General features: G+C 61.8%; 19 protein-coding genes. 9 read left to right on the top strand and 10 right to left on the bottom strand.

Going from position 1 to position 25,480, the window contains the following annotated elements; translation table 11 throughout:
• Nucleotides 1-79: 79 nt before the first annotated feature.
• A complete protein-coding gene (locus AB4O22_RS30165; protein ID WP_223471830.1) occupies nt 80-2,167 on the bottom strand; it encodes a mechanosensitive ion channel family protein in 2,088 nt (695 codons plus the stop codon).
• A 281-nt stretch (nt 2,168-2,448) separates the two neighbouring features.
• Between AB4O22_RS30165 and AB4O22_RS30160 the strand changes: the two genes are divergently transcribed.
• Genes AB4O22_RS30160 through AB4O22_RS30145 form a run of 4 tightly spaced genes read left to right on the top strand, consistent with a single transcriptional unit; the run spans nt 2,449 to nt 6,464 of the window.
• A complete protein-coding gene (locus AB4O22_RS30160; protein WP_460095693.1) occupies nt 2,449-3,375 on the top strand; it encodes a DUF72 domain-containing protein in 927 nt (308 codons plus the stop codon).
• The gene (locus AB4O22_RS30155; protein WP_223471831.1) at nt 3,372-4,181 is read left to right on the top strand and encodes an endonuclease/exonuclease/phosphatase family protein; all 810 of its coding nucleotides are present in this window, start codon (nt 3,372-3,374) and stop codon (nt 4,179-4,181) included. Before AB4O22_RS30160 ends, AB4O22_RS30155 begins: the two co-directional genes overlap by 4 nt.
• Nucleotides 4,178-5,476 carry a cardiolipin synthase ClsB gene (clsB, locus tag AB4O22_RS30150; protein WP_003206062.1) on the top strand — a complete coding sequence of 433 codons (1,299 nt, stop codon included), beginning with the start codon at nt 4,178-4,180 and terminating at the stop codon, nt 5,474-5,476. The genes AB4O22_RS30155 and clsB overlap by 4 nt, the downstream gene beginning before the upstream one ends.
• Entirely contained in the window at nt 5,463-6,464 is a 1,002-nt protein-coding gene (locus AB4O22_RS30145; RefSeq protein ID WP_028237105.1) for a lysylphosphatidylglycerol synthase domain-containing protein, read from the top strand. Before clsB ends, AB4O22_RS30145 begins: the two co-directional genes overlap by 14 nt.
• Nucleotides 6,465-6,597: 133 nt before the next feature.
• On the opposite strand, the gene AB4O22_RS30140 is transcribed toward AB4O22_RS30145, so the two are convergent.
• From AB4O22_RS30140 to AB4O22_RS30130, 3 genes are all read right to left on the bottom strand, one after another.
• Nucleotides 6,598-7,356, bottom strand: a complete 759-nt coding sequence (locus AB4O22_RS30140) for an alpha/beta hydrolase family protein (protein WP_003206064.1) — start codon at nt 7,354-7,356, stop codon at nt 6,598-6,600.
• Nucleotides 7,346-8,449 carry a DUF3182 family protein gene (locus AB4O22_RS30135; protein ID WP_223471832.1) on the bottom strand — a complete coding sequence of 368 codons (1,104 nt, stop codon included), beginning with the start codon at nt 8,447-8,449 and terminating at the stop codon, nt 7,346-7,348. The genes AB4O22_RS30140 and AB4O22_RS30135 overlap by 11 nt, the downstream gene beginning before the upstream one ends.
• A 194-nt stretch (nt 8,450-8,643) precedes the next feature.
• Nucleotides 8,644-9,639, bottom strand: coding sequence for a GlxA family transcriptional regulator (locus AB4O22_RS30130; protein ID WP_460095691.1), 996 nt, complete (start codon nt 9,637-9,639; stop codon nt 8,644-8,646).
• A gap of 98 nt (nt 9,640-9,737) precedes the next feature.
• On the opposite strand from AB4O22_RS30130, the gene AB4O22_RS30125 reads away from it, so the two are divergent.
• Nucleotides 9,738-10,292, top strand: a complete 555-nt coding sequence (locus tag AB4O22_RS30125) for a cysteine hydrolase family protein (RefSeq protein WP_223471834.1) — start codon at nt 9,738-9,740, stop codon at nt 10,290-10,292.
• Between the two features lie 92 nt (nt 10,293-10,384).
• On the opposite strand, the gene AB4O22_RS30120 is transcribed toward AB4O22_RS30125, so the two are convergent.
• On the bottom strand, nt 10,385-13,684 hold the full coding sequence (locus AB4O22_RS30120; RefSeq protein WP_460095689.1) for an AAA family ATPase: 3,300 nt from the start codon (nt 13,682-13,684) through the stop codon (nt 10,385-10,387).
• 211 nt (nt 13,685-13,895) lie between these two features.
• Here AB4O22_RS30120 and AB4O22_RS30115 point away from each other — a divergent pair, with 211 nt between their 5' ends.
• From AB4O22_RS30115 to AB4O22_RS30105, 3 genes are all read left to right on the top strand, one after another.
• Nucleotides 13,896-15,821 (top strand): MAC/perforin domain-containing protein, encoded by a 1,926-nt coding sequence (locus AB4O22_RS30115; RefSeq protein WP_460095688.1) that lies wholly within the window; start codon nt 13,896-13,898, stop codon nt 15,819-15,821.
• A 170-nt stretch (nt 15,822-15,991) separates the two neighbouring features.
• Nucleotides 15,992-16,846 (top strand): hypothetical protein, encoded by an 855-nt coding sequence (locus AB4O22_RS30110; RefSeq protein ID WP_460095686.1) that lies wholly within the window; start codon nt 15,992-15,994, stop codon nt 16,844-16,846.
• Between the two features lie 145 nt (nt 16,847-16,991).
• Nucleotides 16,992-17,606, top strand: coding sequence for a hypothetical protein (locus AB4O22_RS30105; RefSeq protein ID WP_172681421.1), 615 nt, complete (start codon nt 16,992-16,994; stop codon nt 17,604-17,606).
• A gap of 129 nt (nt 17,607-17,735) precedes the next feature.
• Here AB4O22_RS30105 and AB4O22_RS30100 read toward each other — a convergent pair whose 3' ends face one another.
• Nucleotides 17,736-18,257 carry a single-stranded DNA-binding protein gene (locus AB4O22_RS30100; protein ID WP_003206078.1) on the bottom strand — a complete coding sequence of 174 codons (522 nt, stop codon included), beginning with the start codon at nt 18,255-18,257 and terminating at the stop codon, nt 17,736-17,738.
• A gap of 9 nt (nt 18,258-18,266) precedes the next feature.
• Nucleotides 18,267-19,664 carry an MFS transporter gene (locus AB4O22_RS30095; protein ID WP_003206080.1) on the bottom strand — a complete coding sequence of 466 codons (1,398 nt, stop codon included), beginning with the start codon at nt 19,662-19,664 and terminating at the stop codon, nt 18,267-18,269.
• 179 nt (nt 19,665-19,843) lie between these two features.
• Here AB4O22_RS30095 and uvrA point away from each other — a divergent pair, with 179 nt between their 5' ends.
• Entirely contained in the window at nt 19,844-22,678 is a 2,835-nt protein-coding gene (uvrA, locus tag AB4O22_RS30090) for an excinuclease ABC subunit UvrA (RefSeq protein ID WP_223471838.1), read from the top strand.
• Nucleotides 22,679-22,792: 114 nt separating this feature from the next.
• Here the strand turns inward: uvrA and bfr are convergent, their stop codons facing one another.
• The 3 genes from bfr to rplQ all read right to left on the bottom strand — a co-directional run bounded on the left by bfr (nt 22,793) and on the right by rplQ (nt 25,474).
• A complete protein-coding gene (gene bfr, locus AB4O22_RS30085; protein ID WP_003206084.1) occupies nt 22,793-23,257 on the bottom strand; it encodes a bacterioferritin in 465 nt (154 codons plus the stop codon).
• A gap of 158 nt (nt 23,258-23,415) precedes the next feature.
• On the bottom strand, nt 23,416-24,864 hold the full coding sequence (locus AB4O22_RS30080) for a catalase (protein ID WP_460095684.1): 1,449 nt from the start codon (nt 24,862-24,864) through the stop codon (nt 23,416-23,418).
• A 223-nt stretch (nt 24,865-25,087) separates the two neighbouring features.
• A complete protein-coding gene (rplQ, locus tag AB4O22_RS30075) occupies nt 25,088-25,474 on the bottom strand; it encodes a 50S ribosomal protein L17 (RefSeq protein ID WP_003186009.1) in 387 nt (128 codons plus the stop codon).
• Nucleotides 25,475-25,480: the final 6 nt, after the last annotated feature.

The following is a 25,480-nucleotide window of genomic DNA, read 5'->3' as shown; positions in this document are numbered from 1 at the left end:
CAGCCAGGGACGCTCCGCGTCCCCAAGAAGCCGAACGCGGAGCGTCCGCAGAGGTATTCCACACAGAGCGTGGGAACGATCAATGCGCTTGATCAGGCAACTCTTCCCCTGCCTTCGGCTCCTCGACCAACCGCTTGGGCAACACCGCCTGCTGTGGATAAGTCTGCGCGAAGTGCACCGCCGGGTGGTTATCCACAAGCTTCTTCAACTGCTGGTTGAACGCCCGGCTCACCGCATATTGCCCGCCGGACACCGTGCGGAACTGCGCCGTGAGCACCACGCCGTTGAGATCCATCTTGTCCACGCCGAACACATCCAGCGGCCCTTGCAGGTTGAATTTCAGGAATGGGTCTTCGGCAATCGAACGCCCGGCCTCGCGAATCAGCTCGATGGCCTGGTCGACATCAGTGTCGTAAGTGAACTGCACGGAGAAGAACGCAAAGGCGAATTGCCGGGACTGGTTGGTCACGGCCTTGATCTGGCCGAACGGCACCGAATGCACGAAGCCCTTGCCGTCGCGCAGGCGCAGGGTGCGGATGGTCAGGCCTTCGACGGTGCCGGCGTGGCCGGAGCTGAGCACCACCCAGTCGCCGATGGACAGCGTGTCTTCAATGATGATGAACAGCCCGGTGATCACATCCTGCACCAGTTGCTGGGAACCGAAACCGATCGCCAGCCCCACCACCCCGGCACCGGCCAGCAACGGTGCGACGTTGATGCCCAGGTTGGCCATGGTGGTGATTGCGCAAATCACCACCAGGATGATTTTCGCGGCGTTGCGCAACAGCGGCAGGATGGTTTTGACCCGGGTGCTGGGCTGACGGGCCCCGCGCTTGTTCAGCGGCGGTTTCAGGGCTTCCTGGATCGCCGTGTCGAGCACCACCCACGTGAGCCAGGTCATCAGGAAGATCAGGCCGATGCGGCTCAAGGAATCACTGATCGCCCGGCCTATGGCATTGCGCGAGGCGAACTCGAACAGGGAAATCCCCCAGATCCGTCCGAGGACCTCAATGAATACCACCGCCATGACGATGCGCAGCAACGCGTGCAGCAGGCTCAACAGGCGGCCCTTGTAGGCGCTGTCGCGCTGGATGGCCTCGGCCTTGGGCGACTTGAAGACATGCTGGAACACGGTGCTGAGGAACACCGTGGCGATCAGCAGGATGGTGGTGAACAACGCACAGCGCAGGGCTTTCTGGTTGTCCTCGCCGACACCGATCAGGCTCACCGCCGACACCAGCACCATCAACAGGATCGGCCAATACCAGAGCCCGGAGAAAATCCGCAGCGACTCCTGCAAGGCCGGTTGCTTCAGGCGCTGGGCCAGCGGGCGGTTGCGGATCAGGTGCGCCACGGGCCGGCGCATGCGAATCACCAGCCAGCCAAAGATTACCGAGGCGAACAGGCCGGTGAACACCGCGATGCTGCTGGTGATGTTGCCACCCAGTTGCCGGGCGATCTGCGGGCTGGTCAGGGCATCGCTGAGGGCGGCGAGAAAACCGATCATGAACAATGGCCGGGGGCTGAAGCGCCGGATCATCGCCACCGCCCGGCGTTTGTGGCCGGCGTTGAACATCACGATCACGCACAGCAACACCGAGGTGGAGAAAATGCCGCTGCTAGTGGCATAGGCGAAGCACAGCGCCAGGGCGCGACCGACCGAGACCTGCAGGAAGTGGCTGACGTACAGGGTCAGCGGCAGGCAGATCAACGCCGCAGCGGTATACGGCAGCAGATAACCGAGCAGGTCGCGCACGCGCTGGTGGGTGCGCAGCCAGCGGCGCCGGCCCAGATGGCGCAGCAGCAGCCGCGCCCCCGACCAGATCAGTGCAAAAGCGCCGATCCAGACGCTCGACAACAACAGGAAATCCCCCGCCACGCGCCAGGACGAACGGGACGTCTGGTCCACCAGCCGGTCCACCTCATCCGCCGCCCGGTCCGCCCGCAGGCGCCAGGCATCCACCAGGCTCTGGTTGAGATCGAGCTTGTCCTGGACGTCATCGATGCTCGAACTGATGGCCCCCAATAAACCGCCCTGCACCAGCGGCGCGGGTTCGGCGGGCGTTTCACTGGGCTGGGAGGTGCCAGGGACAGCGGCGGTCCCGTAGGCGCTGGTGCCGGTCATCGCCAGCAGGAACAGCAGCAATACAGTGCTCAATCGAGACAAAACGCGAGGCTCCTTCACACGGGATCGGTAAGGAACTGATCAACAACGGGCGGGCAAGTTCATCGCTCATTATTCCCACGCTCCGCGTGGGAATACCTCTACGGACGCTCTGCGTTCGGCTCTGGAAGGGACGCGGAGCGTCCCGGGATGCATTCCCACGCAGAGCATGGGAACGATCAGAGCATCACTTCACCGCTGGGCACCCCATCGAAACTTTCCGGGCCGCGCGACAGTCATCACAAAACACAGGCAGTACGAGGTCATTGGCACGGGAGGGATACATGACGGCGATCCACATTGGTATTTCCGGCTGGCGCTACACGCCTTGGCGGGGGGATTTCTACCCCAAGGGGCTGACCCAGAAACGGGAATTGCAATTCGCCTCGCGAGCGGTCAACAGCATCGAAATCAATGGATCGTTCTACGCCCTGCAACGCCCCGAACGGTATGCCCAGTGGTACGCCGAGACACCGCCCGGCTTCGTGTTCAGCATCAAGGCCCCGCGTTTCATCACCCACATCAAGCGCCTGCGGGACATCCGCAAGCCCCTGGCCAACTTCTTCGCCTCCGGCGTGCTGGAGCTCAAGGAGAAGCTGGGCGCGATCCTCTGGCAGTTTCCGCCCAGCTTCAAATTCGACCCCGAGCTGTTCGAAGACTTCCTCAAGCAACTGCCCCACGACACTGAAGGCGCCGCCGCCCTGGCCCGCGAGCACGAGCCGCGCCTGGACGGCCACGCCAGTACCACGACCGACAAAAAACGCCCACTGCGCCACGCCGTGGAAATCCGTCATGACAGCTTTATCGACCCGCACTTCGTCACGCTGCTCAAGCGCTACGACGTGGCCCTGGTCATCGCCGACACCGCCGGCAAATGGCCCTATCGCGAAGACGTCACCAGCGATTTCGTCTACCTGCGCCTGCACGGTGCCGAGGAACTGTACGCCAGCGGCTATACCGACGAGGCGTTGAAGCGCTGGGGCGACCGGATCGAGGCCTGGAGCCACGGCAAGCAACCCGCCGACGCCCACCTGATCGATCCCGACAAGAAGCCCCGGGCCCGCAAAAGCCGGGAAGTGTTCTGCTATTTCGACAACGACATCAAAGTCCGCGCGCCCTATGACGCACGCCACTTGCTGGAACACTTCCATCTGGACAAGGACCTCGCCACCGCGCCCGGCGAACGCCCGGCCGAAGGGGTGTTGCCATGAACAGCACGGAAACCAGCGAAGCGACCCACGAGCCGACCCAGCAACAGGCCCAGGATCTCGACCGGGTCAGCCGTTTCACCGTGCTGACGGTCAACACCCACAAGGGCTTCACCGCCCTGAACCGGCGCTTCATCCTGCCGGAACTGCGCGAAGCGGTGCGCAGCGTGTCCGCCGATGTGGTGTTCTTGCAGGAAGTCCACGGCACCCACGAACACCATCCCCAGCGCTACAGCAACTGGCCGAGCATGCCGCAGTACGAGTTTCTGGCCGACAGCCTCTGGCCGCAGTTCGCCTACGGGCGCAACGCGGTGTACCCGGCGGGTGACCACGGCAACGCGCTGTTGTCGAAATTCCAGATCATCCGCCACGACAACCTGGACGTATCCATCAGCGGCCATGAGAACCGCGGCATGCTCCACAGCGTGCTGCGCCTGCCGGGCGATGGACCGCAAGTGCATGCCATTTGCGTGCACCTGGGGCTGCGCGAAGGTCATCGTGTCGAGCAACTCAAGCTGCTTTGCCAGCGCTTGAGCGAACTGCCGCCCGACGCGCCAGTGATTGTCGCTGGCGACTTCAACGACTGGCGCGGCAAGGCCAGTGAACTGCTCGAGCCCTGCGGCCTGCGGGAAGTGTTCGCCGAACAGTGGGGCAAACCGGCCCGCAGCTTTCCGGCGCGCCTGCCGATCCTGCGCCTGGACCGCATCTACGTGCGCAATCTCAAGGCCCATCATCCCAAGGTGTTGAACGTACGACCCTGGTCGCACCTTTCCGACCACGCACCGCTGTCGGTGGAGATCGAATTATGAGCGCGACGATGAACAAGGCGACAGTTGAGCAGGTCGAGGCGCCACCCACCGAGCGCAACCCGGCGCTGACGGATATCGAATACGGCTGGCACGGCAACAATCGCGTCACGCTGCTGGAAAACGGTGAAGAGTATTTCCCCAGGGTCTTCGAAGCGATTCGCCGGGCCGAGACAGAAATCCTCCTGGAGACCTTCATCCTGTTCGAGGACAAGGTCGGCAATGAACTACGGGACCTGTTGGTCGAAGCCGCCGCGCGTGGCGTGCGCATTACCGTCAGCCTCGATGGCTTCGGCTGCGGTGAGCTGACCACCGGTTTCCTGGCATCGCTGAGCGATGCCGGGGTGCGCTTGCAGATGTTCGACCCGGCGCCCCGGCGTCTGGGGATCCGCACCAACTGGTTCCGCCGCCTGCACCGCAAGATCGTGGTGGTGGACGGGGTGATTGCGTTTATTGGCGGGATCAACTTTTCCGCCGACCACCTGGGCGATTTCGGCGCCGAGGCCAAGCAGGACTATTCCGTGGAGGTCAAAGGCCCGGCGGTGGTGGATATCCACCACTTCGCGCTGTTGCAGAGTGGCCGGCCCGCCCGGGCCAAATACTGGTGGCAACGCCGCCGTAGCCGCCGCAACGAGCTGGCGTTCAGCGACCACGACGGCCAGGTGCGCCTGGTCTACCGGGATAATCACGAACACCAGACCGACATCGAAGAGGTCTACCTGCATGTGCTGCGCAGCGCCCAGCGGCGGGTGGTGATCGCCAATGCCTATTTCTTCCCTGGCTACCGGTTGCTGCGCGAGATCCGCAACGCGGCACGGCGCGGCGTGGAAGTACGGCTGATCTTGCAGGGCCAGCCAGACATGATGATCGCCAAGCTCGCCGCACGCATGCTCTACAGCTACCTGCTCAAGGCCGGCGTGGTAATCTACGAATATTGCGAGCGACCGCTGCACGGCAAGGTCGCCCTGGTGGATGAGGACTGGAGCACGGTGGGTTCGAGCAACCTCGACCCACTGAGCCTGTCCCTGAACCTGGAAGCCAATGTGCTGATCCGCGACCGGGCGTTCAACCGCGAGCTGTTCGAGCGCCTCGACTACCTGAGCCGCAACCATTGCACCGCGATGCCCAAGGACCACGCCCCCCGGGGCCTGTTGTGGCGCATGACCATCGGTTTCATGGTGTTCCACTTTTTGCGCCATTTCCCGGCCTGGGCCGGCTGGCTGCCCGCCCATAAACCGCGTCTGAAACCATTTTCGCCGCCGACGGCGGTCCGGAGCGAACCCCATGAACCACTCTGAAGCGCACGCCGCGCCGAGAGATGCCCATGCGCCGGAACAGTCCAAGTCCAAATCCCGCTGGAGCCGCTGGAAAAGACCGCTGACCCTGGCGTTTTTCCTGCTGTTGATCGTACTGTTCACCACCTTGGCCCGACGCATCGACTGGTCGGAAGTGTTCGCCACCCTGGCGGACTTCAAGGTGCGCACCTTGATCATCGCCGCCGCGCTGACCGTCACCAGCTTCATCACCTATGCGTGTTTCGACCTGATCGGTCGCACCTACATCCGCCAGAAACTGGGTTGGCGGCAGATCTTGCCAGTGGGGGTGATCAGTTACGCGTTCAACCTCAACCTCAGCGCCTGGGTCGGTGGCATCGCCATGCGTTATCGGCTGTATTCGCGGCTGGGGGTCAGCACCGGGAACATCGCCAAGATCCTTGGCCTGAGCCTGGCCACCAACTGGTTCGGCTACATGACCCTGGCCGGCGTGGTGTTCAGCAGCGGCCTGGTGACCATGCCGCCAGGCTGGAAACTCAGCAGCGATGCGCTGCAAGGCGTCGGCGCGTTGTTGTTGCTGGTGAGTGCCGGTTACCTGGTAGCCTGCCGGTTTTCCAAGCGCCGGGCGTGGACCGTTCGCGGCATGGAAATCAACCTGCCATCGCTGCGCATGGCGGTGCTGCAACTGGCGTTGGGCGCGCTGAACTGGTCGTTGATGGCGGCGGTGATCTTCACGTTGCTGCCCAGCAAACTGGATTATCCGGTGGTGCTCGGGGTGTTGCTGATCAGCAGCATTGCCGGGGTCATCACCCACATTCCGGCCGGGCTTGGGGTGCTGGAGGCGGTGTTCGTTGCGCTGCTGCAACATGAAGTGTCGCGGGGCAGCCTGTTGGCGGGGCTGATCGCTTACCGGGCGATCTACTTCATCCTGCCGTTGCTGATTACCGTGGTGATGTACCTGGTGATCGAGGCGAAGGCCAAGGCGTTGCGGGTCAAGCCTGGGCTCAAGTGATGGGGTGCCTGGCCTGGCCCTATCGCGAGCAAGCTCGCTCCCACAGGGATGACTGGGACATAAGTTCGGGTTCACACAGATCCATTGTGGGAGCGAGCTTGCTCGCGATGAGGCCCGCCTGAACACCACGTATCTACCGCTCCTGGATAATGCTCAACCGCTCTCCCACCACCATTTCCGTGATCCAGTCCACCAGGATCGAGGTGTAGGCCTGCTGTGACACGGGGTCGCTCAAGGCATGGTCGGCGCCGTCGATGATCCGGTGGGTCAACGAGTGGGTCTGCTGACACGCCGCCCGGTAGCTCATGATGGTGGCATGGGGCACGTAGGCATCGGTCTCGGACTCCACCAGCAACACGTCGCCGGTGAACTGCGAACACGCATGCAAGGCGCGATTGGTTCCGGCGTGCACCAGCGTGCTGCGGTAATCCAGCAGGTCGGTCTTGTCCAGGTCGCGCTTGGGCGTGTGCCATTGCTCATCGCGGTACAGCGCCGGCACCCGCAGGGCCAGCCAGCGTACCGGACGCAACGACGTCAGGATCGAAGCCAGGTAGCCGCCATAACTGGTGCCCACCACGGCAATCGCCGAGGTATCCAAGGCCGGGTGCGCGAGCAGTCGGTCGTATGCCGCCAACAGGTCGCGCAGGTTGTCCTCGCGGGTGACCCGTGCCAAGGGGATCCCCGCCCCGCCGGTGTGCCCACGCAAGTCGAAGGTCAGGCACACGCAACCCAGGCCGGCAATGCCTTTGGCCCGTTCCAGGTCCCGCTCCTGGCTACCGCCCCAGCCGTGCACGAACAATACGCCGGGGACCTTCGACTTGGGACTCAGGAATGTCCCGTTCATGCGTTCATCGTCAATCTCGATCTGAATGGTTTCACTTCTAGCCGTCATAGGATTGAACCGTTACGTATTTGAGAAGGAAGTCGCCGTTGTGCGCCGCGCCACGATAGACCTCCCTCGCGCCGGGCGGCAGCGGTTGCTCGGTGTAGGTCTCCACCGAGGACACCCGCACCGCGCTGGTTTGCGGCGCTTCGACGAACACTTGCAACGCCGCCAGTTCGGCGCTGCTGGCGCCGCCCATGCGCCATGACTGTTCCAATACACCGCCACGCGGCTGGCCGGCGGCATCCAGGCCCTGGGCAATGTCGTAATTGCGCCGCGATGCAAAAAAGCTCGGGTAGGCCTGGTTGGCGGCGTCATCGAACACTTGCGCCAGCCGCACCGCCTCGCGCACATCGTCGGGCAGTTCGAGCCTGAGCAACTCGATATAGCCGCCCTGCACCACCAGCAGGTCCGACCCGCCGTACACCTCCACCCCTTCGCTGTCGTGGGTCAGGTGTTGCACGCCGCAATAACTCAGGACCTTGCCGTTGATGAAGCTCTGGCCGACGCTCTGGGTCTTGACCTCGTTGAGGTGCTGCTCCAGCACCACCCCATCGCGAAACAGCGCCTGGGCGTCAGGCTCGGCGACAATTTCATCGAACTGCGCCAGGCTCCTGATCAGCCGTTGCCCACGTCCGGCACAGGCATGGATCGGCTTGAGGCGAATCGGCCCGATGTACAGCAAGTGCTCGGCGGCGGGGCGCGCATCCTTGAGCGAAAAGACCGTCACGCCATCGAGCACCGCGCCTCGCGTGAGCTTGGCAAACAGCGGCGACCAGCCTTTGGGCGCCACGGCGTCCTTATTCAACAGACCATGGGTAATCGCCTTGGTGCAGATAAAATCATGCTCGACATACCCGCCCCACACATCCTCCGGCCCCTTGACCCCCAGGCGCATCAAGGTTTCGGTGCCGATCAGGGTTTGCGTGGGCAACAGATAAAGATCATGTCCGGCCTGAGGGTCGTGACTGTCGCCGTATTCCCATCCCAGGATCTGTGCCAGCCACCGGGCCAGTGCACGATTGGTCTCGACTTCATGGCGCGGCGCTTGTGGATTGACCGAATAGGCCACTACCCGCTTGTTGCGATTGACTGGTGTCATGCGTTGCCCTTTTTCCTGCGCTCGATGGCTTTGGATAAGGGAAGGTGCAGAGATCAGGCCAACGGTGGCATAGGCCATGACGGTCAGCCAAGCGGGCGTATTGTGCGCAGTTGATAGCACCGGGCCTGTTTCATTCTGCACGACCCATGGCAGGCATCCCGCAAATTGCACGATGCCAGGCTGCAGGCACAGCGTCAGCCTTTGGGAACGCTCGGCGGACTTACCCCAAACCGCGCCCGGTAATCACTCGGCGCCAACCCGGTGATTTTCTTGAACGTCGCGCGAAAGGCGCTCGGGTCCTGGTAACCGACGGTCCAGGCAATGTGGTCGATGGTGCCATTGGTGAACTCCAGCATCTCCCGGGCCTTGCCGACGCGCAGGTGCTGACAGTATTCAGTGGGTTTGAGCCCGGTGGCGGCGCGAAACCGGCGCAGGAATGTGCGCTCTTCCAGCCCGGCGCGTTCGGCCATTGCACCGAGGGAAACCTCCACCGCGCCGCTGCTTTGCAACCAATGCTGGACCTTGAGAATCGCCGGGTCGCCATGGCCGAGGATGGGCGCAAAATTACTGCCACACTGGCTCGCGCTGTCGCTGTGCTCAATCACCAGAAATTGCGCCGTGCGCGTGGCGATGCTGGGCCCGAGCAGGCGGTCCACCAGGCGTAGCCCCAGTTCCGACCAAGCCATCAGCCCGGCGGTGGTGATCAGGTCGCCGTCGTCGACGATAGGTTTGTCGGCGTTGAGCTTGATCTTCGGGTAACGCGCGGCAAAGGTCTTGGCCGAAGTCCAGTGGGTGGTGGCGCTGCGCCCGTCGAGCAGGCCGCTTTCGGCCAGCAGGATCGAGCCCACGCAAACCCCGCCCAGCACCGTGCCGTCGGCATGCCGCGCCCGCAGCCAATCCATCAGAGCCTGAGAGACCAAGCCGTCACTGAAACCGGCAAGGGACGGTGGAATCAACAACGCCACCAGCTTGCCCACCGGGCCGGTTTCGCTGTCGAACACCCGCAGCGGAGCCCCGCCCTCCTCCGTCTGCCAGTGACTCACCCGCAGCTTTGGCAACTGCACGCTGGCATGCTCGGCCGCGATCCGCTGCGCCACGGCGAACAGATCGGTCAAGCCATGCACCGCCGCCAATTGCGCACCGGGATAGATGAGCACCCCGAGCTCGGCGACTGCCCTTTGCTGCGTCATTGTCAGTTTTCCCCCGCTTATTGTCGTTGCGGCCAATCCTCGAAGCGGCGGCAAAAGCCAATACTGGCTTCACACCCAATCTGATCGAGGAAGCCCTCATGTCCAAACAAGCGCTCATCGTAGTCGATATCCAGAACGACTACTTCCCCCAGGGCAAATGGCCGTTGGTCGGCGCCCAAGCCGCTGCCGATAACGCCGCACGCTTGATCGAAGCCTTTCGCCAGGCGGGCGACAGCGTGGTGCATATCCGCCACGAATTCACCTCCGACGACGCCCCCTTCTTCACCCCAGGCTCCGAAGGCGCACAGTTGCACCCCAAGGTGCTCAACCGCGCCGACGAACCGGTAGTGCTCAAGCACTTCGTCAATTCGTTTCGCGAAACCGAACTGCAAGCCATCCTCGACCAGCACGGCATCGAACAACTGGTGGTGGTCGGCAGCATGAGCCACATGTGCGTCGACGGTGTGGTGCGGGCGGCGGCGGACCTGGGCTACGGCGTCACGGTGATCCATGATGCCTGCGCGACCCTCGACCTGGAATTCAACGGCGTCGTCGTGCCGGCTGCCCAGGTGCATGCCGCGTTCATGGCGGCACTGGGGTTTGCCTATGCGAGTGTGGTGAGCACCGAGCAATTCCTGGCGGCCAGTCGCTAAATACACGGCACATCTAAAAAAACGCAAAAAAAACCGCGCTTCGTCGGCGAAGTGCGGTTTTGCCTCAAGCATCAACGGTGTGTCTGGAGCGATCACACATCCAGCACTTGCAGCAACCTCGGCATCGTCGCCACGAATCCCATCTGCTGCGCTTCACGTGCCATCCCTTTCAACTTCTCGCCGCTGGCTTGATCGGCGCTGCGCAGCCACTGCCCGGCCACGTCGATCAACCGCACATGATGGGTGATCCAGGCGCATGACGCCGACTCGGGCAATGCGGCCATCTGTTGCCCATGCCAGATCGCCTGTTCGGTATTGCCCGCCAACAGGCAGGTTTCAGCGGCGGCCACGCGAAAGCGCAAAGCGTTGTGGGCCAGGCAGGCCAGGGTGAGCTGGGCTTCGCCCTTCGCCAAGGCCTGCTGGCTTAGCGGCCCATCGTCGCTGATCATCGCCAGGCTGCCGTAGACCCACGGCCCGATGTAGCGCTGCAGCTCGAAGCGCTCCACCAGGCTCGCCGCCTCCATGATCAAGGTCTGCGCCAGCCCGCGCTCGCCCTGGCGCAACGCCACGCGCGCCAACCCTTCCAGCAGGATCGCTTCGAAACGGCTGGCGCCGAGGTTGCGCGCCAGTGCCAGGGCGCAGGTCAGCTCTTGCTCCGCCAAGGCATCCTGGCCGCCCGCCACCAGCACCCAGGCCGCCGTGAGCCGCGAGAAAACCTGTGCCCGATGATTGCCCAGCCGGGTGCTGCATTCGATGGCCTCCATGGCGTCACGCAAGGCCTGCTCCCGCTGCCCCAGGTACAGCTGCGCCGATCCACGGGCGCTGCGATTGCCCGCCTCCACGTGCGCCAGCCCATTGCGTTCGCACAGGCGTACGCATTGATCGAACACCTCGTAGGCGGTCTGCATGCGCCCTTGTGCGTAATAGGAGTCACCAATGCCACTCAAGGCCTTGGCCTCGGTCTCCAGATCCCGACCGATGCGGGCACAGGACAAGGCCTCTTCATGGAGCCGGCGACACTCGGCGTAATCGCCCCGTGGAAAATAGATATTCCCGTGCAAGTGATTCAACCGGGCCAGCGCCGTATGCGCCTGCATGGCCCGGGCGATGGGCTGCATGTCCTCGATCAGGCGCTCTTCCTCGTCCAGGCAGTCGAGGGTATTGAGGACCGCTGCCAGCCCCAGCGCAGCCTCGATCTGATCCTGTGGCTGCTCGGCCAAGGCCAAGGCCCGCTGGAAATGCGCCCGAGCCTCCACGGTCTGGCCCAGGCCCGAGCACGCCTGGCCGCACAGCAACGCGAAGGAAAAATTGCCCTGCGTACGCTCGGCAAACGCCGCGCACTGCCGCGCCAGCGCAAGGACACTGTCGTATTGGCAGGCCAGGCGTTTTTCGCCCATGGCTACCAACAACGCGTCGAACGCCGCCGGATCGTTGGCCCGCAGTAAATGCTGGGCATGGAGCACCCGGTCGCGCTCGCGGTAGAGGCTCGCCACTTCACTGTGCAACTGCTCGCGAAGCAACGTGGGCATCGCGTCGTAGAGGCAGTGCATGACCAGGTCGTGGACAAACAGATAGCTGCCTGGCTCGACTTCCCGCAGCAGCCCCTGGCGCATGTCCGCCGTCGGCAGATAACCGGGCTGTCCTAGCGCTTGGCGCCACAGCGTCAGCTCGAAACGATTACCCAGCACCGCGGCGTAATGCAGGGCGCGACGTTGCTCGGGAGCCAGCTTGTCGAAGCGGGTCTGGACCAGATGCCGCAGACTGTCGGGGAAAATACCTTGCTGGCTCGACAGCAGTTGCGTCAGGTACAGCGGATTGCCCTGGGCGCGGGCAACACATTCAGCCCGGTAGCGCGGATCGACATCGATGAATTGCTCCGCCAGGACCGTGGCCTCCCGCGCCCGGATCGGCGCGATATCGAGCAGACTCATGGGGCTGGAGGAATACGAACGGATTTCGCCGCCCAGCGGGTCATCTTCGGGACGGGACGTCAGCAGCCAGACAACCGGCGCTTCGTCAGTGGCATCGAGCAGCTTGCCCAGCAGCGCAAACAGCGTGGTGTCGCCCCAGTGCAGGTCTTCGAAGCAGATCACCAAGGGCTGTTGCACCGCGACGCGCAGCAACACGTCGAGCAAAGCCTGGAACAGCCCCTGGGTACGGGCCTGGTTGCTCATCGCGCCATACAGGATGGGCGGCTCGGCAGACGACACGCCCGTCAGCACTTGCAGGAACATGCGATGTTCGGCGGCCACTTTCAGGCGGGACAAGGCCGCGTCCAACAGCGACGCGCTGATGGACGGCGCCCCTCCGAGGTTGAGCAGGCTGGCCACCAATTGCCCCAGGGGCCACAGACTGTTATCCATGCCAAAATCCAGCACATCGCCGCGATGGCAGGCAAAGCCACGCTGCCGAGCCATTTCGAGAAACTCGCTGACCAACCGGGTCTTGCCAATGCCCGCCATGCCGCGCACATACACGACGTGCCCATCCTGGCATTCCTGGGTAGCCTCGATCACTGCCTTGAACTGCAACAGCTCGATGGCTCGCCCCACCAACGGACGCGGCGCGTTTTCGTCGAGGCTGCGCAGGCGCAGGCATTTGCGATAGGCCTGAAACTCATCGTCGGAGGCGGAAAACTCAAACCGGGCAGCGAGTTGTTCCAGCAGATTCTGCGCAACATACACCGGCGCATTCCCATGACGATCCAGCAACGGCTTTTGCGCGAGCAAAGCAGGCTCAACATGGGGGGCTGTCGCTTCGGCACTCAGGCGCACAAGCCGCAGCACCAAGGCATGCCCTGGCGTGACGAATTGCTCGCGGCTCAGCGCCAACGCGCAGAGCAGGCCCCGTTCGCTATCGCTGCGATACGCCTGCGGAGAGCCGAATTGGGCGATCACCACATCCTGCGTCATCCCCAGTGGCACGCCACCGAACTGACGCACCAGGCGCTCGACTTCATCCATGAACGTCGCCGCTGGCACCCCATCGATCCGAAAGGACAGTTCAATTACGTAGCGAATGACGCTGTCATCGACCTGTTTCTGCGCCTGTTGCGCAAAGGCCATCTGGTGCAGTTCGGTCATCGTCTGTTGGATGTGCACCAAAGCCGCCGAGGCGGGATCGCCCAGCAGCGCACTCACATCGACCCCGAAGGCCGTCGCCAGGTGCCGAGCGGTGCGATAAAGCACCGGCTTGCCGGTTTCGGCGCGCTTGATGGAGGCGATCGAGACGCACAAATGCCGGTTCAGGCAGGCCTCGGCCAGGGTTTCCTGACTCAGGCCATGCTGTTTGCGCAGTCCTTTCAACGACACCGCGTCCAACAGCACACGACCGTCGGATATCGAGGCATCACGCTTGGGCAGGGCAGCAAAGGTATTGTGTCGGGAGTCCATGTCGATAACCCTTCTACCCTGGGACAACGGCAGCCGATCGAGTGTACTCCAGCGCCTCTCTGCGAGTTAATGAAAAGATGGCATTTGGCCTGATACCAAACTGATACCGGACTGACACTGCTCTGGACTGTCCGGTTATCAAGGCCCTCCCGATACTCACTCCCATCAATTGGCACCCAGTTGATACAACCTGAGCGATGGGAGAAAGGCGATGAACGATGGACTGAAGGGCACCGCAGGCGAAGACTTGCGCGATATCGGCGGTTCGCAACTGCTGGGGCGTGGACTGAACCGGCTCGATTGGGCCGGCGATAGCAAGGAGTGTCAGAAGGTCGGCGATACCGAGTCGGGCAAACGTGCCGTGCCGTACCGGAAAACAGCCTACAACGTAGGGAAAAACGTCACCATGTCCACCGTCGTGGCCACCGAGAATTTCTCAACCGAGACGTTTTCCTCCCGCGACGAGTTCGAAAAACATACCCAGACGAGTGTCGAAGCCTCCGGTAAATACGGCGCCTTTTCCGCCGGTTTCAAAGTCACCTTCGGCAGTGACATCAAGACGCTCGAAGAGCGCGAAGCCGCGCTCTACAGTCACACCGTGCGGTTATGGAAACTGACCTTCGAAGTCAATCCGGCCAATGCGACTGAAGCGTTCAAGAAGCGTGTCGATGACCTGCCCAAGGCGTTCGATCCGGGCAATCCGACGGCGTTTTTCAACTTCCTCGTCGATTTTGGCGCCGATATCGTCAGCGAAGTGACCGTCGGCGGCTCGCTGAACTATGCGATGACCGCACTCAAGAGTTTCCTCAGCCAGACCAATACCCTCGATGCGATGGTCAAGGCCGAATACGGCGCCTTTGTCAGCGGTAGCGCGACCACCTCGATCTCGGAAACGGTCAAGAAAAACATCGCCCACCGCAACGCCAACCTGACCACCCAGGGCGGTACTCACGCCATCGCGTTCAACGCAGTGGACCCCAGCAACTGCAACGCGGAGTTCGGCAAATGGCGTGAATCGCTGCCGGACGACCCTACGGTCGTGGAGTTGAAAATCTCGCCGGTCTATCGTTTCGTCAAGGAAGGCGAGACCCGTACGGCACTGGAACAGGCCTACCAGTGGTACACCAGCTACAAGGCGGAAATCGAAGCCAATTGGCAGGAGTCGGTGGTGGTCCTCGGTCGCTCCGGGCGGCAAACCACGCCCAAGGCCGCGGCAACCGGCCCGGCTTTGCGAATGGTGTTCGTCGACAACAAAAGCAAGGAAACCAGCGAGAGCTTCCACTACCCACCCGCCGCGAATGCATCGACCACGGAATTTGAACAGTTCTGGGATGGACTGGCCTTGCTGCTGAGACAAAAAAGCGGGCAGAAACTGCTGATGGCCACTGAACGCTGGCCGCGCGACTCACGCTACTACCCGGGGTACGCGATGCGCGAGGCCCTGCTGGCCAACGGCGCCAGCGAAGTCTCGCTCGCACGTTGGGAGACGCTGACCAAGCACATGCAACCCAACCCGTTGTCCGGCCTGACCTATGTGCTGGCGGGGAATGACTTCGAGGTGCCCGGTGTCGATGGACTCATTGCCGGTTTCGGCCAGTCAGGCAAAGACCTCAACCCAACGGTGAAGATCAAGGCTCGGCTTTCCCACGACTCGTTCGGCAAGGTCAAGCTGGTCAAGACGGCAAGTACCGAGCAGGACCCTCGCACCGCGCTGTACATCGTGCGCAACAATACTGGGGACAAACCGGCGCTGGCAGTGGATCCGCAAAACCGGACCCGTATCGCCATGCAGACGCCGGACAGGTGCAACCCAGGGCAATTCTGGTACATGCCCGAGCTGGAAAAACCCTACCCGGAAATCAACCACCCGGTACTGCTGATCAACTACGAGACGGGAACCTGCCTGCAGGGCATGCATGACCAGGGCGACTGCCGGCTCAAGCCCATCGAACCGGGCCGCCAACAGGACGACGTCATTTGGGACCGGCGCGGCGATGAGGTGTTTCACCTGTTGATGGTCTACTACTGGATGGACGCCTTGTGCCTGACCCAGGTTGAAAAGCGCGCCGCAGTCCGGGCTTGGCGCCAACCTCACGGCATGGATTGGTTGCGCGAGCAGCATCGTCCATATAGTTGATACCCGATAGTTCCCCCCTGTAGGAGCGAGCTTGCTCGCGATGGCGGCGGCACATCCAACATTGGTGCAAGCTGACCCACCGCTATCGCGAGCAAGCTCGCTCCCACAGGTTTCATGACTTGATTGACTGCCATTCCCTCTAGCCCTCTTGCGTGCGTGGTCCCCATACGATGCAAGTCTTCAACAGTGTTCCCTTTATCGGCGACGGCGTGGAAACAGCGCTCGATCCCCGCCGGTTTCCCTATCTGTTCAACGACCATGGGTTGGCGCAGCCGAGTGTCCAGGTGCGCGGCAACCTGATCCAGCTCAGCCCCGAGAATCCATCCCTGTCCGTGGGCACTCGCTACTCCGGCATCAGTTGGAGGGATCGTGAGGTTCCAACGAACACCGGCTCCTACTGGATCAAGACGTTCGACTTCCACGCCAGCGAAGTGCACTACGCCCCCATCTGGGCAACCAGGGAAACGGCGCAAGCCTTCGGCATGACCCTGCTCGGCAACGGCGAATGCCTGCGTTTCGAGTACGACCAACTGATCCTGGGCCAATACACCTACGGCAAATGGGCCGGCCACCAATCGCCCTACCTGGGCCCGGCGCGCCAGCGCGAGCTGCTGACCTACAACCCGACCGACCTCGAATACCACAACTTCCCCCACGCGTTCTTTTCCCGCTACGGACGCTTGCCGCTGGTGATCAGCGTCGCCCGCTGGCGTCCTGCGGCCAGGGAAATTTATCTGGCTGACCTGTGGCTGCGGCCCGGTGATGCACTGGTCCTGCCGCCCAAGCATTACCCCGACATAGCCCCCAGTGACGCCCGCGGCATCGAAAACTGGCCGGCCGTCGTGGACATGCACGGCAACCGAAACTCGGCGCTGGCCTGCTGGTTCGGGGAAGGCGAGGACTGTTTGCTGACGGAGACGATCCTGGCCAATTCGACCTTGATGAACTCCCCCCAGGGCAAACCGCACTATCACGAAGAGAAGACGCCGACACGGCATGAGTTACCGGCAAATTACCGACCGTGAGGGTGATAGCACTACAGGTCAGACAGAAAAAACCTGGGTTGGCGGGGGCCAGGAAGAACCCAACCTCGGGCGAACTGTTTTTTACTAGGCGTACTTGAGCAATAACGATAAGAATGGCCGGGCATTTTTCCCAAGAGCCAGCCGTATGAAACGCAAACGCCCGCCGCGACTGGTCGAATCCCCGTTCCCGACCGCTACATCAGCGCCACGGCACCCGCCCACGTGGGATTGCTCAAGCGACGTATCCAGGCCGGGATTCCTGGGCACCATGATTTACGCTGCGGGGATGTTACTGGCCCTGCCCGTCTACGGGCTGGCAGTGTTTACCATGATGCTGTTCAAGGTCGAAGGTCTGTCGTCCATTCACATGAGAATGATCGAAGATCCACTGATTCTAGCGCTCATGTTCATCAGCGCATTCGCGGCCGTCTGCGTGATCAACTGGCTCGCCTCCGGGCCCCAGGTGCTTGGCTTCTGCTTCGACGAACGCCAGCAACGCCTCACCTTCACCCAGCGCCGCCCTGCCCGGCAAACCACCGAAGAATGCGTGCCGTACAGCGATATCCATTCCATCAGGCCCTACATAACGACCGCTTCCGCCAACTTTTGTCACTTTGTGGTGTGCTTCGCCGGGGACAATGGCAAGCCGATCGAACTTCGGTTTTCGGATGTAACGGTGCGGGACATGGCGTTCCATGCCGAGTGGTTGAGGCAGTCGATTGGCGAGAGGATGCAGGAAGTATTGGATCTGGATTTGTGAGCATGACCGGGATTGCCCGGTGTCCTCAAGTCATGAACCTGGCCTGCGCCAATAAATAAAAAAGCCCCAAGGGCAGAGTGCGCTTGGGGCCTGTTTTCAAACTATTGGCGGAGTAGTCTCAACCAGTAATCAGAACGGAATATCGTCATCAAAGCTGTCGAAATCCGGAGCCGGTTGCGGCGCGGCCTGTTGTGGGGCCGGGCGTTCGCGTTGTGGCTGTGGCGCCGACTGCGGACGAGGCGCCTGCTGACGCGGGGCCGGAGCCGACTGCTGGTAGTTGTTGCCACCTTGTTGCTGGTCGCCTTGTGGACGGCCGCCCAGCAGTTGCATGGTGCCTTGCATGTCGACCACGATTTCGGTGGTGTAGCGCTTGATGCCGTCTTTTTCCCACTCGCGGGTCTGCAGCTTGCCTTCGATGTACACCTGCGAACCCTTGCGCAGGTATTCGCCGGCGATCTCAGCCACTTTGCCGAACATCGACACGCGGTGCCATTCGGTCTTCTCGACCTTCTGGCCGGTCTGCTTGTCGGTCCACTGTTCGCTGGTCGCCAGACTCAGGTTGGTCACGGCGTTGCCGTTCGGCAGGTAGCGAACTTCGGGATCCTGGCCGCAAGTACCGACCAATATGACTTTGTTAACCCCACGGGCCATAACGTTCTCCTAGGCTTCGCACGTGGTCGGGGCCGGGTTGTTCACCAGGCGCTCGAGCGTCGCGCGATCCAATAATTCGGTGTCGAGTTTGATATACACGGCCGCCTCGTCGGCGACCACCACTGCATCGGTTACTCCAACGACGGCCTTCAGACGCTCGGTCAGGCCAGCCTCACGAATCGCCTCGGGCGATAAGGGCAAGCGCAGGCTCGTCACATAGGGAGGTTCGCGCATGGTAACAGCAAAGGCGAACCAAAGTGCAGCCAGCGCGGCACAACCCAGGAACACAACCGACAAACCGCCATGCTGGAACAGCCAGCCGCCGAGGATCCCGCCCAACGCCGAACCCAGGAACTGACTGGTGGAATAGACCCCCATCGCCGTGCCCTTGCCGCCCGCCGGTGAAACCTTGCTGATCAACGACGGCAGCGATGCTTCCAGCAGATTGAACGCGGTAAAGAACACCACCGTGCCGATCACCAGCGCCCGCAAGCTATCGCCGAACTGCCAGAAGAATAGCTCAGTGAGCATCAACGTCATGACGGCGCCGAGCAAAACTCGTTTCATTTTGCGTCGCTTCTCGCCATAGATGATGAACGGAATCATGGCGAAGAACGAAATCAGCAGCGCCGTCAGGTAGACCCACCAGTGCTGCTCCTTGGGCAGGCCGGCCTTCTGGACCAGGGCCAGCGGCAGGGCCACGAAGCTGGACATCAGCATGGCGTGGAGCACGAAAATGCCCAGGTCCAGGCGCAACAGGTCCGGGTGCTTGAGCGTCGGGATCAATGCCTGGCGCGCCACCCCGGACTCCCGGTGCTGCAACGGCCCGGTGGCGTGCGGCACCATGAACGCCACGATCAGGATGCCCACCAGCGCCATGGCGCCGGTCGCCAGGAACAGGCCCGACAAGCCAAAGGCACGGGTCAGCAAGGGGCCTACCACCATGGCTACGGCGAACGACAGACCAATGGTCATGCCGATCATGGCCATGGCCTTGGTCCGATGCTGTTCGCGGGTCAAGTCTGACAGCAGCGCCATGACAGCCGCGGAAATAGCCCCGGCGCCCTGTAGGATGCGTCCGGCGATCACGCCCCAGATCGAGTCGGCATTGGCCGCCAGCACACTGCCAAGGGCGAAGACGATCAGCCCCAGGTAGATGACCGGACGCCGGCCGATGCGGTCGGAAATGACCCCGAACGGGATCTGGAAGATCGCCTGGGTCAGGCCATAAGCGCCAATCGCCAACCCGATGAGGGCCGGGGTCGCGCCAGCCAGGTCCATGCCATAGGTCGCCAGCACCGGCAACACCATGAACATGCCCAGCATACGGAAGGCGAACACCAGGGCCAGACCGCTTGCTGCGCGTGTCTCGCCACTACTCATGCGTTCGCTGTGGGGATCTTGCATGGAAAAACCTCATGTGAACCGGCGGCGATTCTACCAGTCCCATCGATTGAGAGGGTATATGGCGACTGTTTGCCGCGCAGTCTTCATGTATGGCTGCAATCGCACCTTCGATAGTGTGCATCCATCCAGTATTTGCCCGTATACTCCTACGTTTTCGACGCCCGCCGAGCGAGGCCACTTTGGACAAGATCCTGATTCGTGGGGCCCGTACCCACAACCTGAAGAACATCGACCTGACCCTGCCACGGGACAAGCTGATCGTCATCACCGGCCTGTCCGGATCCGGCAAATCATCCCTGGCCTTCGACACGTTGTACGCTGAAGGCCAGCGACGCTATGTCGAATCGCTGTCGGCCTACGCCCGGCAGTTCCTGTCGATGATGGAAAAACCCGACGTCGACACCATCGAAGGCCTGTCGCCGGCCATTTCCATCGAACAGAAGTCGACCTCCCATAACCCCCGGTCGACGGTCGGCACCATCACCGAGATCTACGACTACCTGCGTTTGCTGTATGCCCGGGTCGGCATTCCCCGCTGCCCCGATCACGATATTCCCCTGGAAGCCCAGACCGTCAGCCAGATGGTCGACCTGGTGCTGGCCCAGCCGGAAGGCAGCAAGCTGATGCTGCTGGCGCCAGTGATTCGCGAGCGCAAGGGCGAACACCTGATGGTTTTCGAAGAACTGCGCGCCCAGGGCTTCGTGCGGGCCCGGGTCAACGGCAAACTGTGCGAACTGGACGAATTGCCGAAGCTGGATAAGCAGAAGAAGCATTCGATCGATGTAGTGGTCGACCGCTTCAAGGTCCGGGCCGACCTGCAACAGCGGCTGGCCGAGTCCTTCGAGACGGCGCTGAAACTGGCCGACGGCATCGCCCTGGTCGCGCCGATGGACGACGAGCCTGGCGAGGAAATCATTTTCTCCGCGCGCTTCGCCTGCCCGATCTGCGGCCACGCCATCAGCGAGCTGGAACCCAAGCTGTTCTCCTTCAACAACCCGGCTGGCGCCTGCCCGACCTGCGACGGCCTGGGGGTCAAGCAGTTCTTCGACACCAAGCGGCTGGTCAATGGCGAGCTGACCTTGGCCGAAGGCGCGATTCGCGGCTGGGACAGGCGCAACGTCTATTACTTCCAGATGCTCGGTTCGCTGGCGGCCCATTACAAGTTCAGCCTGGACAAGCCGTTCAACGAGTTGCCCGCTGACCAGCAGAAATTCATCCTGCAGGGCAGCGGCTCGCAGAATGTCGACTTCAAATACCTCAACGACCGCGGCGATATCGTCAAGCGCTCACACCCGTTCGAGGGCATCGTGCCGAACCTGGAGCGACGCTACCGCGAGACCGAATCGGCCAGCGTGCGCGAAGAACTGGCCAAGTTCCTCAGCACCCAGCCCTGCCCGGATTGCCGTGGCACCCGTCTACGTCGCGAAGCGCGGCATGTGTGGGTCGGCGAGAAAACGCTGCCGGCGGTGACCAACCTGCCGATTGGCGACGCCACCGATTATTTCGGCGGTTTGAAGCTCACCGGCCGTCGGGGCGAAATCGCTGACAAGATCCTCAAGGAAATCCGCGAGCGCCTGCAGTTCCTGGTGAACGTCGGCCTGGATTACCTGACCCTCGATCGCAGCGCCGACACCCTGTCCGGCGGCGAAGCCCAGCGTATCCGCCTCGCCAGCCAGATCGGCGCCGGCCTGGTGGGGGTGATGTACATCCTCGACGAGCCGTCCATCGGCCTGCACCAACGGGATAACGACCGGTTGCTCGGAACCCTGAAGCACCTGCGGGACATCGGCAACACGGTGATCGTGGTCGAGCACGACGAGGACGCCATCCGCCTGGCTGACTACGTGGTCGACATCGGCCCGGGCGCGGGCGTGCATGGCGGGCATATCGTCGCCCAGGGCACCGCTGCCGAAGTCATGGCGCACCCTGATTCGTTGACGGGCAAATACCTGTCGGGTCGGGTCAAGATCAAGGTCCCGGCCAAACGTACGCCGCGCAACAAGAAGTTGTCGCTGACCCTCAAGGGTGCTCGCGGCAACAATTTGCGCAACGTCGACCTGGAAATCCCGATCGGCCTGCTGACCTGCGTTACCGGCGTGTCTGGCTCCGGCAAGTCGACGCTGATCAACAATACCCTGTTCCCCCTCAGCGCCACGGCCCTGAACGGCGCCACGACCCTGGAAGCGGCCGCCCACGACAGCATCAAGGGCCTGGAGCACCTGGACAAGGTGGTCGACATCGACCAGAGCCCGATTGGCCGCACCCCGCGTTCGAACCCGGCGACCTATACCGGGCTGTTCACACCGATCCGCGAACTGTTCGCCGGCGTGCCGGAGTCCCGTTCGCGTGGCTACGGCCCAGGGCGTTTCTCGTTCAACGTCAAGGGCGGGCGCTGCGAAGCCTGCCAGGGCGATGGCCTGATCAAGGTGGAAATGCACTTCCTGCCAGACATCTACGTGCCGTGCGATGTGTGCAAGAGCAAGCGCTACAATCGCGAGACCCTGGAGATCAAATACAAGGGCAAGAACATCCACGAAACCCTAGAGATGACCATCGAGGAGGCCCGAGTGTTCTTCGACGCGGTGCCGGCCCTGGCGCGCAAGCTCCAGACGCTGATGGATGTCGGCCTGTCGTATATCAAGCTGGGGCAGTCGGCAACCACGCTGTCCGGCGGTGAAGCCCAGCGGGTCAAGTTGTCCCGCGAGCTGTCCAAGCGCGACACCGGCAAGACCCTGTATATCCTCGACGAGCCGACCACAGGCCTGCACTTCGCCGATATCCAGCAATTGCTCGACGTACTGCACCGCCTTCGTGACCACGGCAACACCGTGGTGGTGATCGAACACAACCTGGACGTGATCAAGACCGCTGACTGGCTGGTGGACCTGGGGCCGGAAGGCGGCTCCAAGGGTGGCCAGATCATCGCCGTAGGGACGCCGGAACAAGTGGCCGAGATGAAGCAGTCCTACACCGGCTACTACCTCAAGCCGCTGCTGGAACGTGATCGGGACTGATTTCACCCGAGCACGAAAAAGCCCCTGTCATCTCACCGATGACAGGGGCTTGATCGTTCCCACGCTCTGCGTGGGAATGCAGCCTGGGACGCTCTGCGTTCCCTTTCCCAGCAATCAGAACTGCGATTGCAAGTAGTTTTCCAACCCGATCAGCTTGATCAGACCCAACTGCTTCTCCAGCCAGTAGGTGTGGTCTTCTTCGGTGTCGGCGAGCTGGATCCGCAGGATCTCGCGGGTCACGTAGTCGTTGTGCTGTTCGCAGAGCTCGATGCCTTTGCACAGCGCAGCGCGGACTTTGTATTCCAGGCGCAGGTCGGCGGCGAGCATATCGGGCACCGTGGTACCGACGTCGAGGTCATCGGCGCGCATGCGTGGCGTGCCTTCGAGCATCAGGATCCGACGCATCAGCGCATCGGCGTGCTGGGTCTCTTCTTCCATCTCGTGGTTGATACGTTCGTAGAGCTCGGTAAAACCCCAATCCTCGTACATCCGCGAATGGATGAAATATTGATCACGGGCTGCCAGTTCGCCTGTCAGCAACGTGTTGAGGTAATCGATTACGTCTGGGTGACCTTGCATCGCCCTACATCTCCACAAGCTTTTAAAGGCTGTAGTTTGAACCAAGCTGACCGCAAGGTCACTGGCTCAACGCAACAAAAGCGAAGAAAATCCGAGAAAACCAGGTTAAATAACGCAAAAACCGCCCTAATGAGGGCGGTTCTGCTTCTCGTTTAGACTTAGTTAAGCGCTACACCCAAGGCTTTTGCGATGCCCTCTCCATAGGCAACATCGGCCTTGAAGAAATGCTGCAACTGACGGTCAACCACATCTGCCGACACGCCTCCCATAGCGCCGGCGATGTTGCTGATCAACAGCGCCTTCTGCTCATCGTTCATCAAGCGGAACAGCGCTCCGGCGTGGCTGTAGTAGTCGGTGTCTTCGCGATGGTCGTAACGGTCCGCCGCGCCACTGAGGGCCAGTGCTGGTTCTGCGTAACGCGGGGCCTGCTTCGGTGCCTCCACGTAGCTGTTAGGCTCGTAGTTTGGGGCCGCCCCGCCATTGCTGCCAAACGTCATGGCGCCGTCGCGCTGGTAGGTATTGACCGGACTGCGCGGCGCATTCACCGGCAATTGCTGGTGATTGGTGCCCACACGGTAGCGGTGCGCATCAGCGTAGGCGAAGACACGGCCCTGCAGCATGCGGTCCGGCGAGAGGCCAACCCCTGGCACCATGTTGCTAGGGCCAAATGCCGCTTGCTCGACTTCGGCAAAGTAATTCAGCGGGTTACGGTTGAGCTCGAGCACACCGACTTCGATCAGCGGAAACTCTTTCTGCGACCAGGTCTTGGTGACGTCAAACGGATTCTCGTAATGGGCTGCGGCCTGGGCCTCGGTCATGACCTGGATGCAAACGCTCCATTTCGGGAAGTCACCACGCTCGATGGCGCCGAACAAGTCACGCTGGGCGTAATCCGGGTCGGTACCCGCCAGGCGTGCTGCCTCTGCCGGCGCGAGGTTCTTGATCCCTTGCTGGGTCTTGTAGTGCCACTTCACCCAGTGGCGCTCACCCTGCGCGTTGATCAGGCTGTAGGTGTGGCTGCCGAAGCCGTGCATGTGGCGGTAGCCATCCGGAATACCGCGATCGGAGAACAGAATGGTGACCTGGTGCAACGCCTCAGGCGAATGCGACCAGAAATCCCACATCGCCTGGGCGCTTTTCAGATTGCTTTGCGGCAGACGTTTCTGGGTGTGGATGAAGTCTGGAAACTTCAACGGATCACGAATGAAGAATACCGGCGTGTTGTTGCCAACGATGTCCCAGTTGCCTTCCTCGGTGTAGAACTTCAGGGCGAAGCCGCGCGGGTCGCGTTCAGTGTCGGCCGAACCACGTTCACCACCCACGGTAGAGAACCGCAGGAAGGTGGGCGTCTGCTTGCCGATCGACTCGAACAACTTGGCGCTGGTGTACTGAGTGATGTCCTGGGTGACGGTGAATGTACCGTAGGCGCCCGAGCCTTTGGCATGCACGCGACGTTCAGGGATGTTTTCGCGGTTGAAGTGAGCAAGCTTCTCGATCAAATGAAAGTCGTCGAGCAGCAGCGGGCCGCGCGGGCCGGCGGAACGAGAGTTCTGGTTATCGGCGACAGGAGCGCCGCTGGCGGTCGTAAGCGTTTTGATCTGGCTCATGCTCAATCTTCCTAGGTCGGTCTTCGAACTGCCGGCTAATCGGCTGGAAAGGAGTATTGATCATATTAATGACAGTATCCAAATTCATTAAATCATGGACATCGATAGTCATTATCTAACGCTGAATACTTGCCAATAGCCAAGCCAGTCGAAACGGCTTGCCTGCTTTCCTTCAGGCAACAAAAAACCGGGCACAAGGCCCGGTTTTTTGTATGTTGCCGACTTACTCAGCGGATACAGCTTCACCGCTGGTAGCACGATCAACCAACTCGACGTACGCCATAGGCGCGTTGTCGCCAGCGCGGAAACCGCACTTGAGGATGCGCAGGTAGCCACCCTCACGGGTAGCGTAACGCTTGCCCAGGTCGTTGAAGAGCTTACCAACGATAGCTTTCGAACGAGTACGGTCGAAAGCCAGACGGCGGTTAGCCAGGCTATCTGTCTTGGCCAGAGTGATCAGCGGCTCAGCAACGCGACGCAGTTCTTTGGCTTTCGGCAGTGTAGTTTTGATCAGCTCGTGCTCGAACAGCGACACCGCCATGTTTTGGAACATGGCCTTGCGGTGCGAGCTGGTGCGGCTCAGGTGACGACCACTTTTACGATGACGCATGGTTCA

Source organism: Pseudomonas sp. S3_B11 (assembly GCF_054667715.1).
The sequence above is the reverse complement of the archived record's forward strand: the minus strand, read 5'-3'. Positions and strand labels throughout refer to the sequence as shown.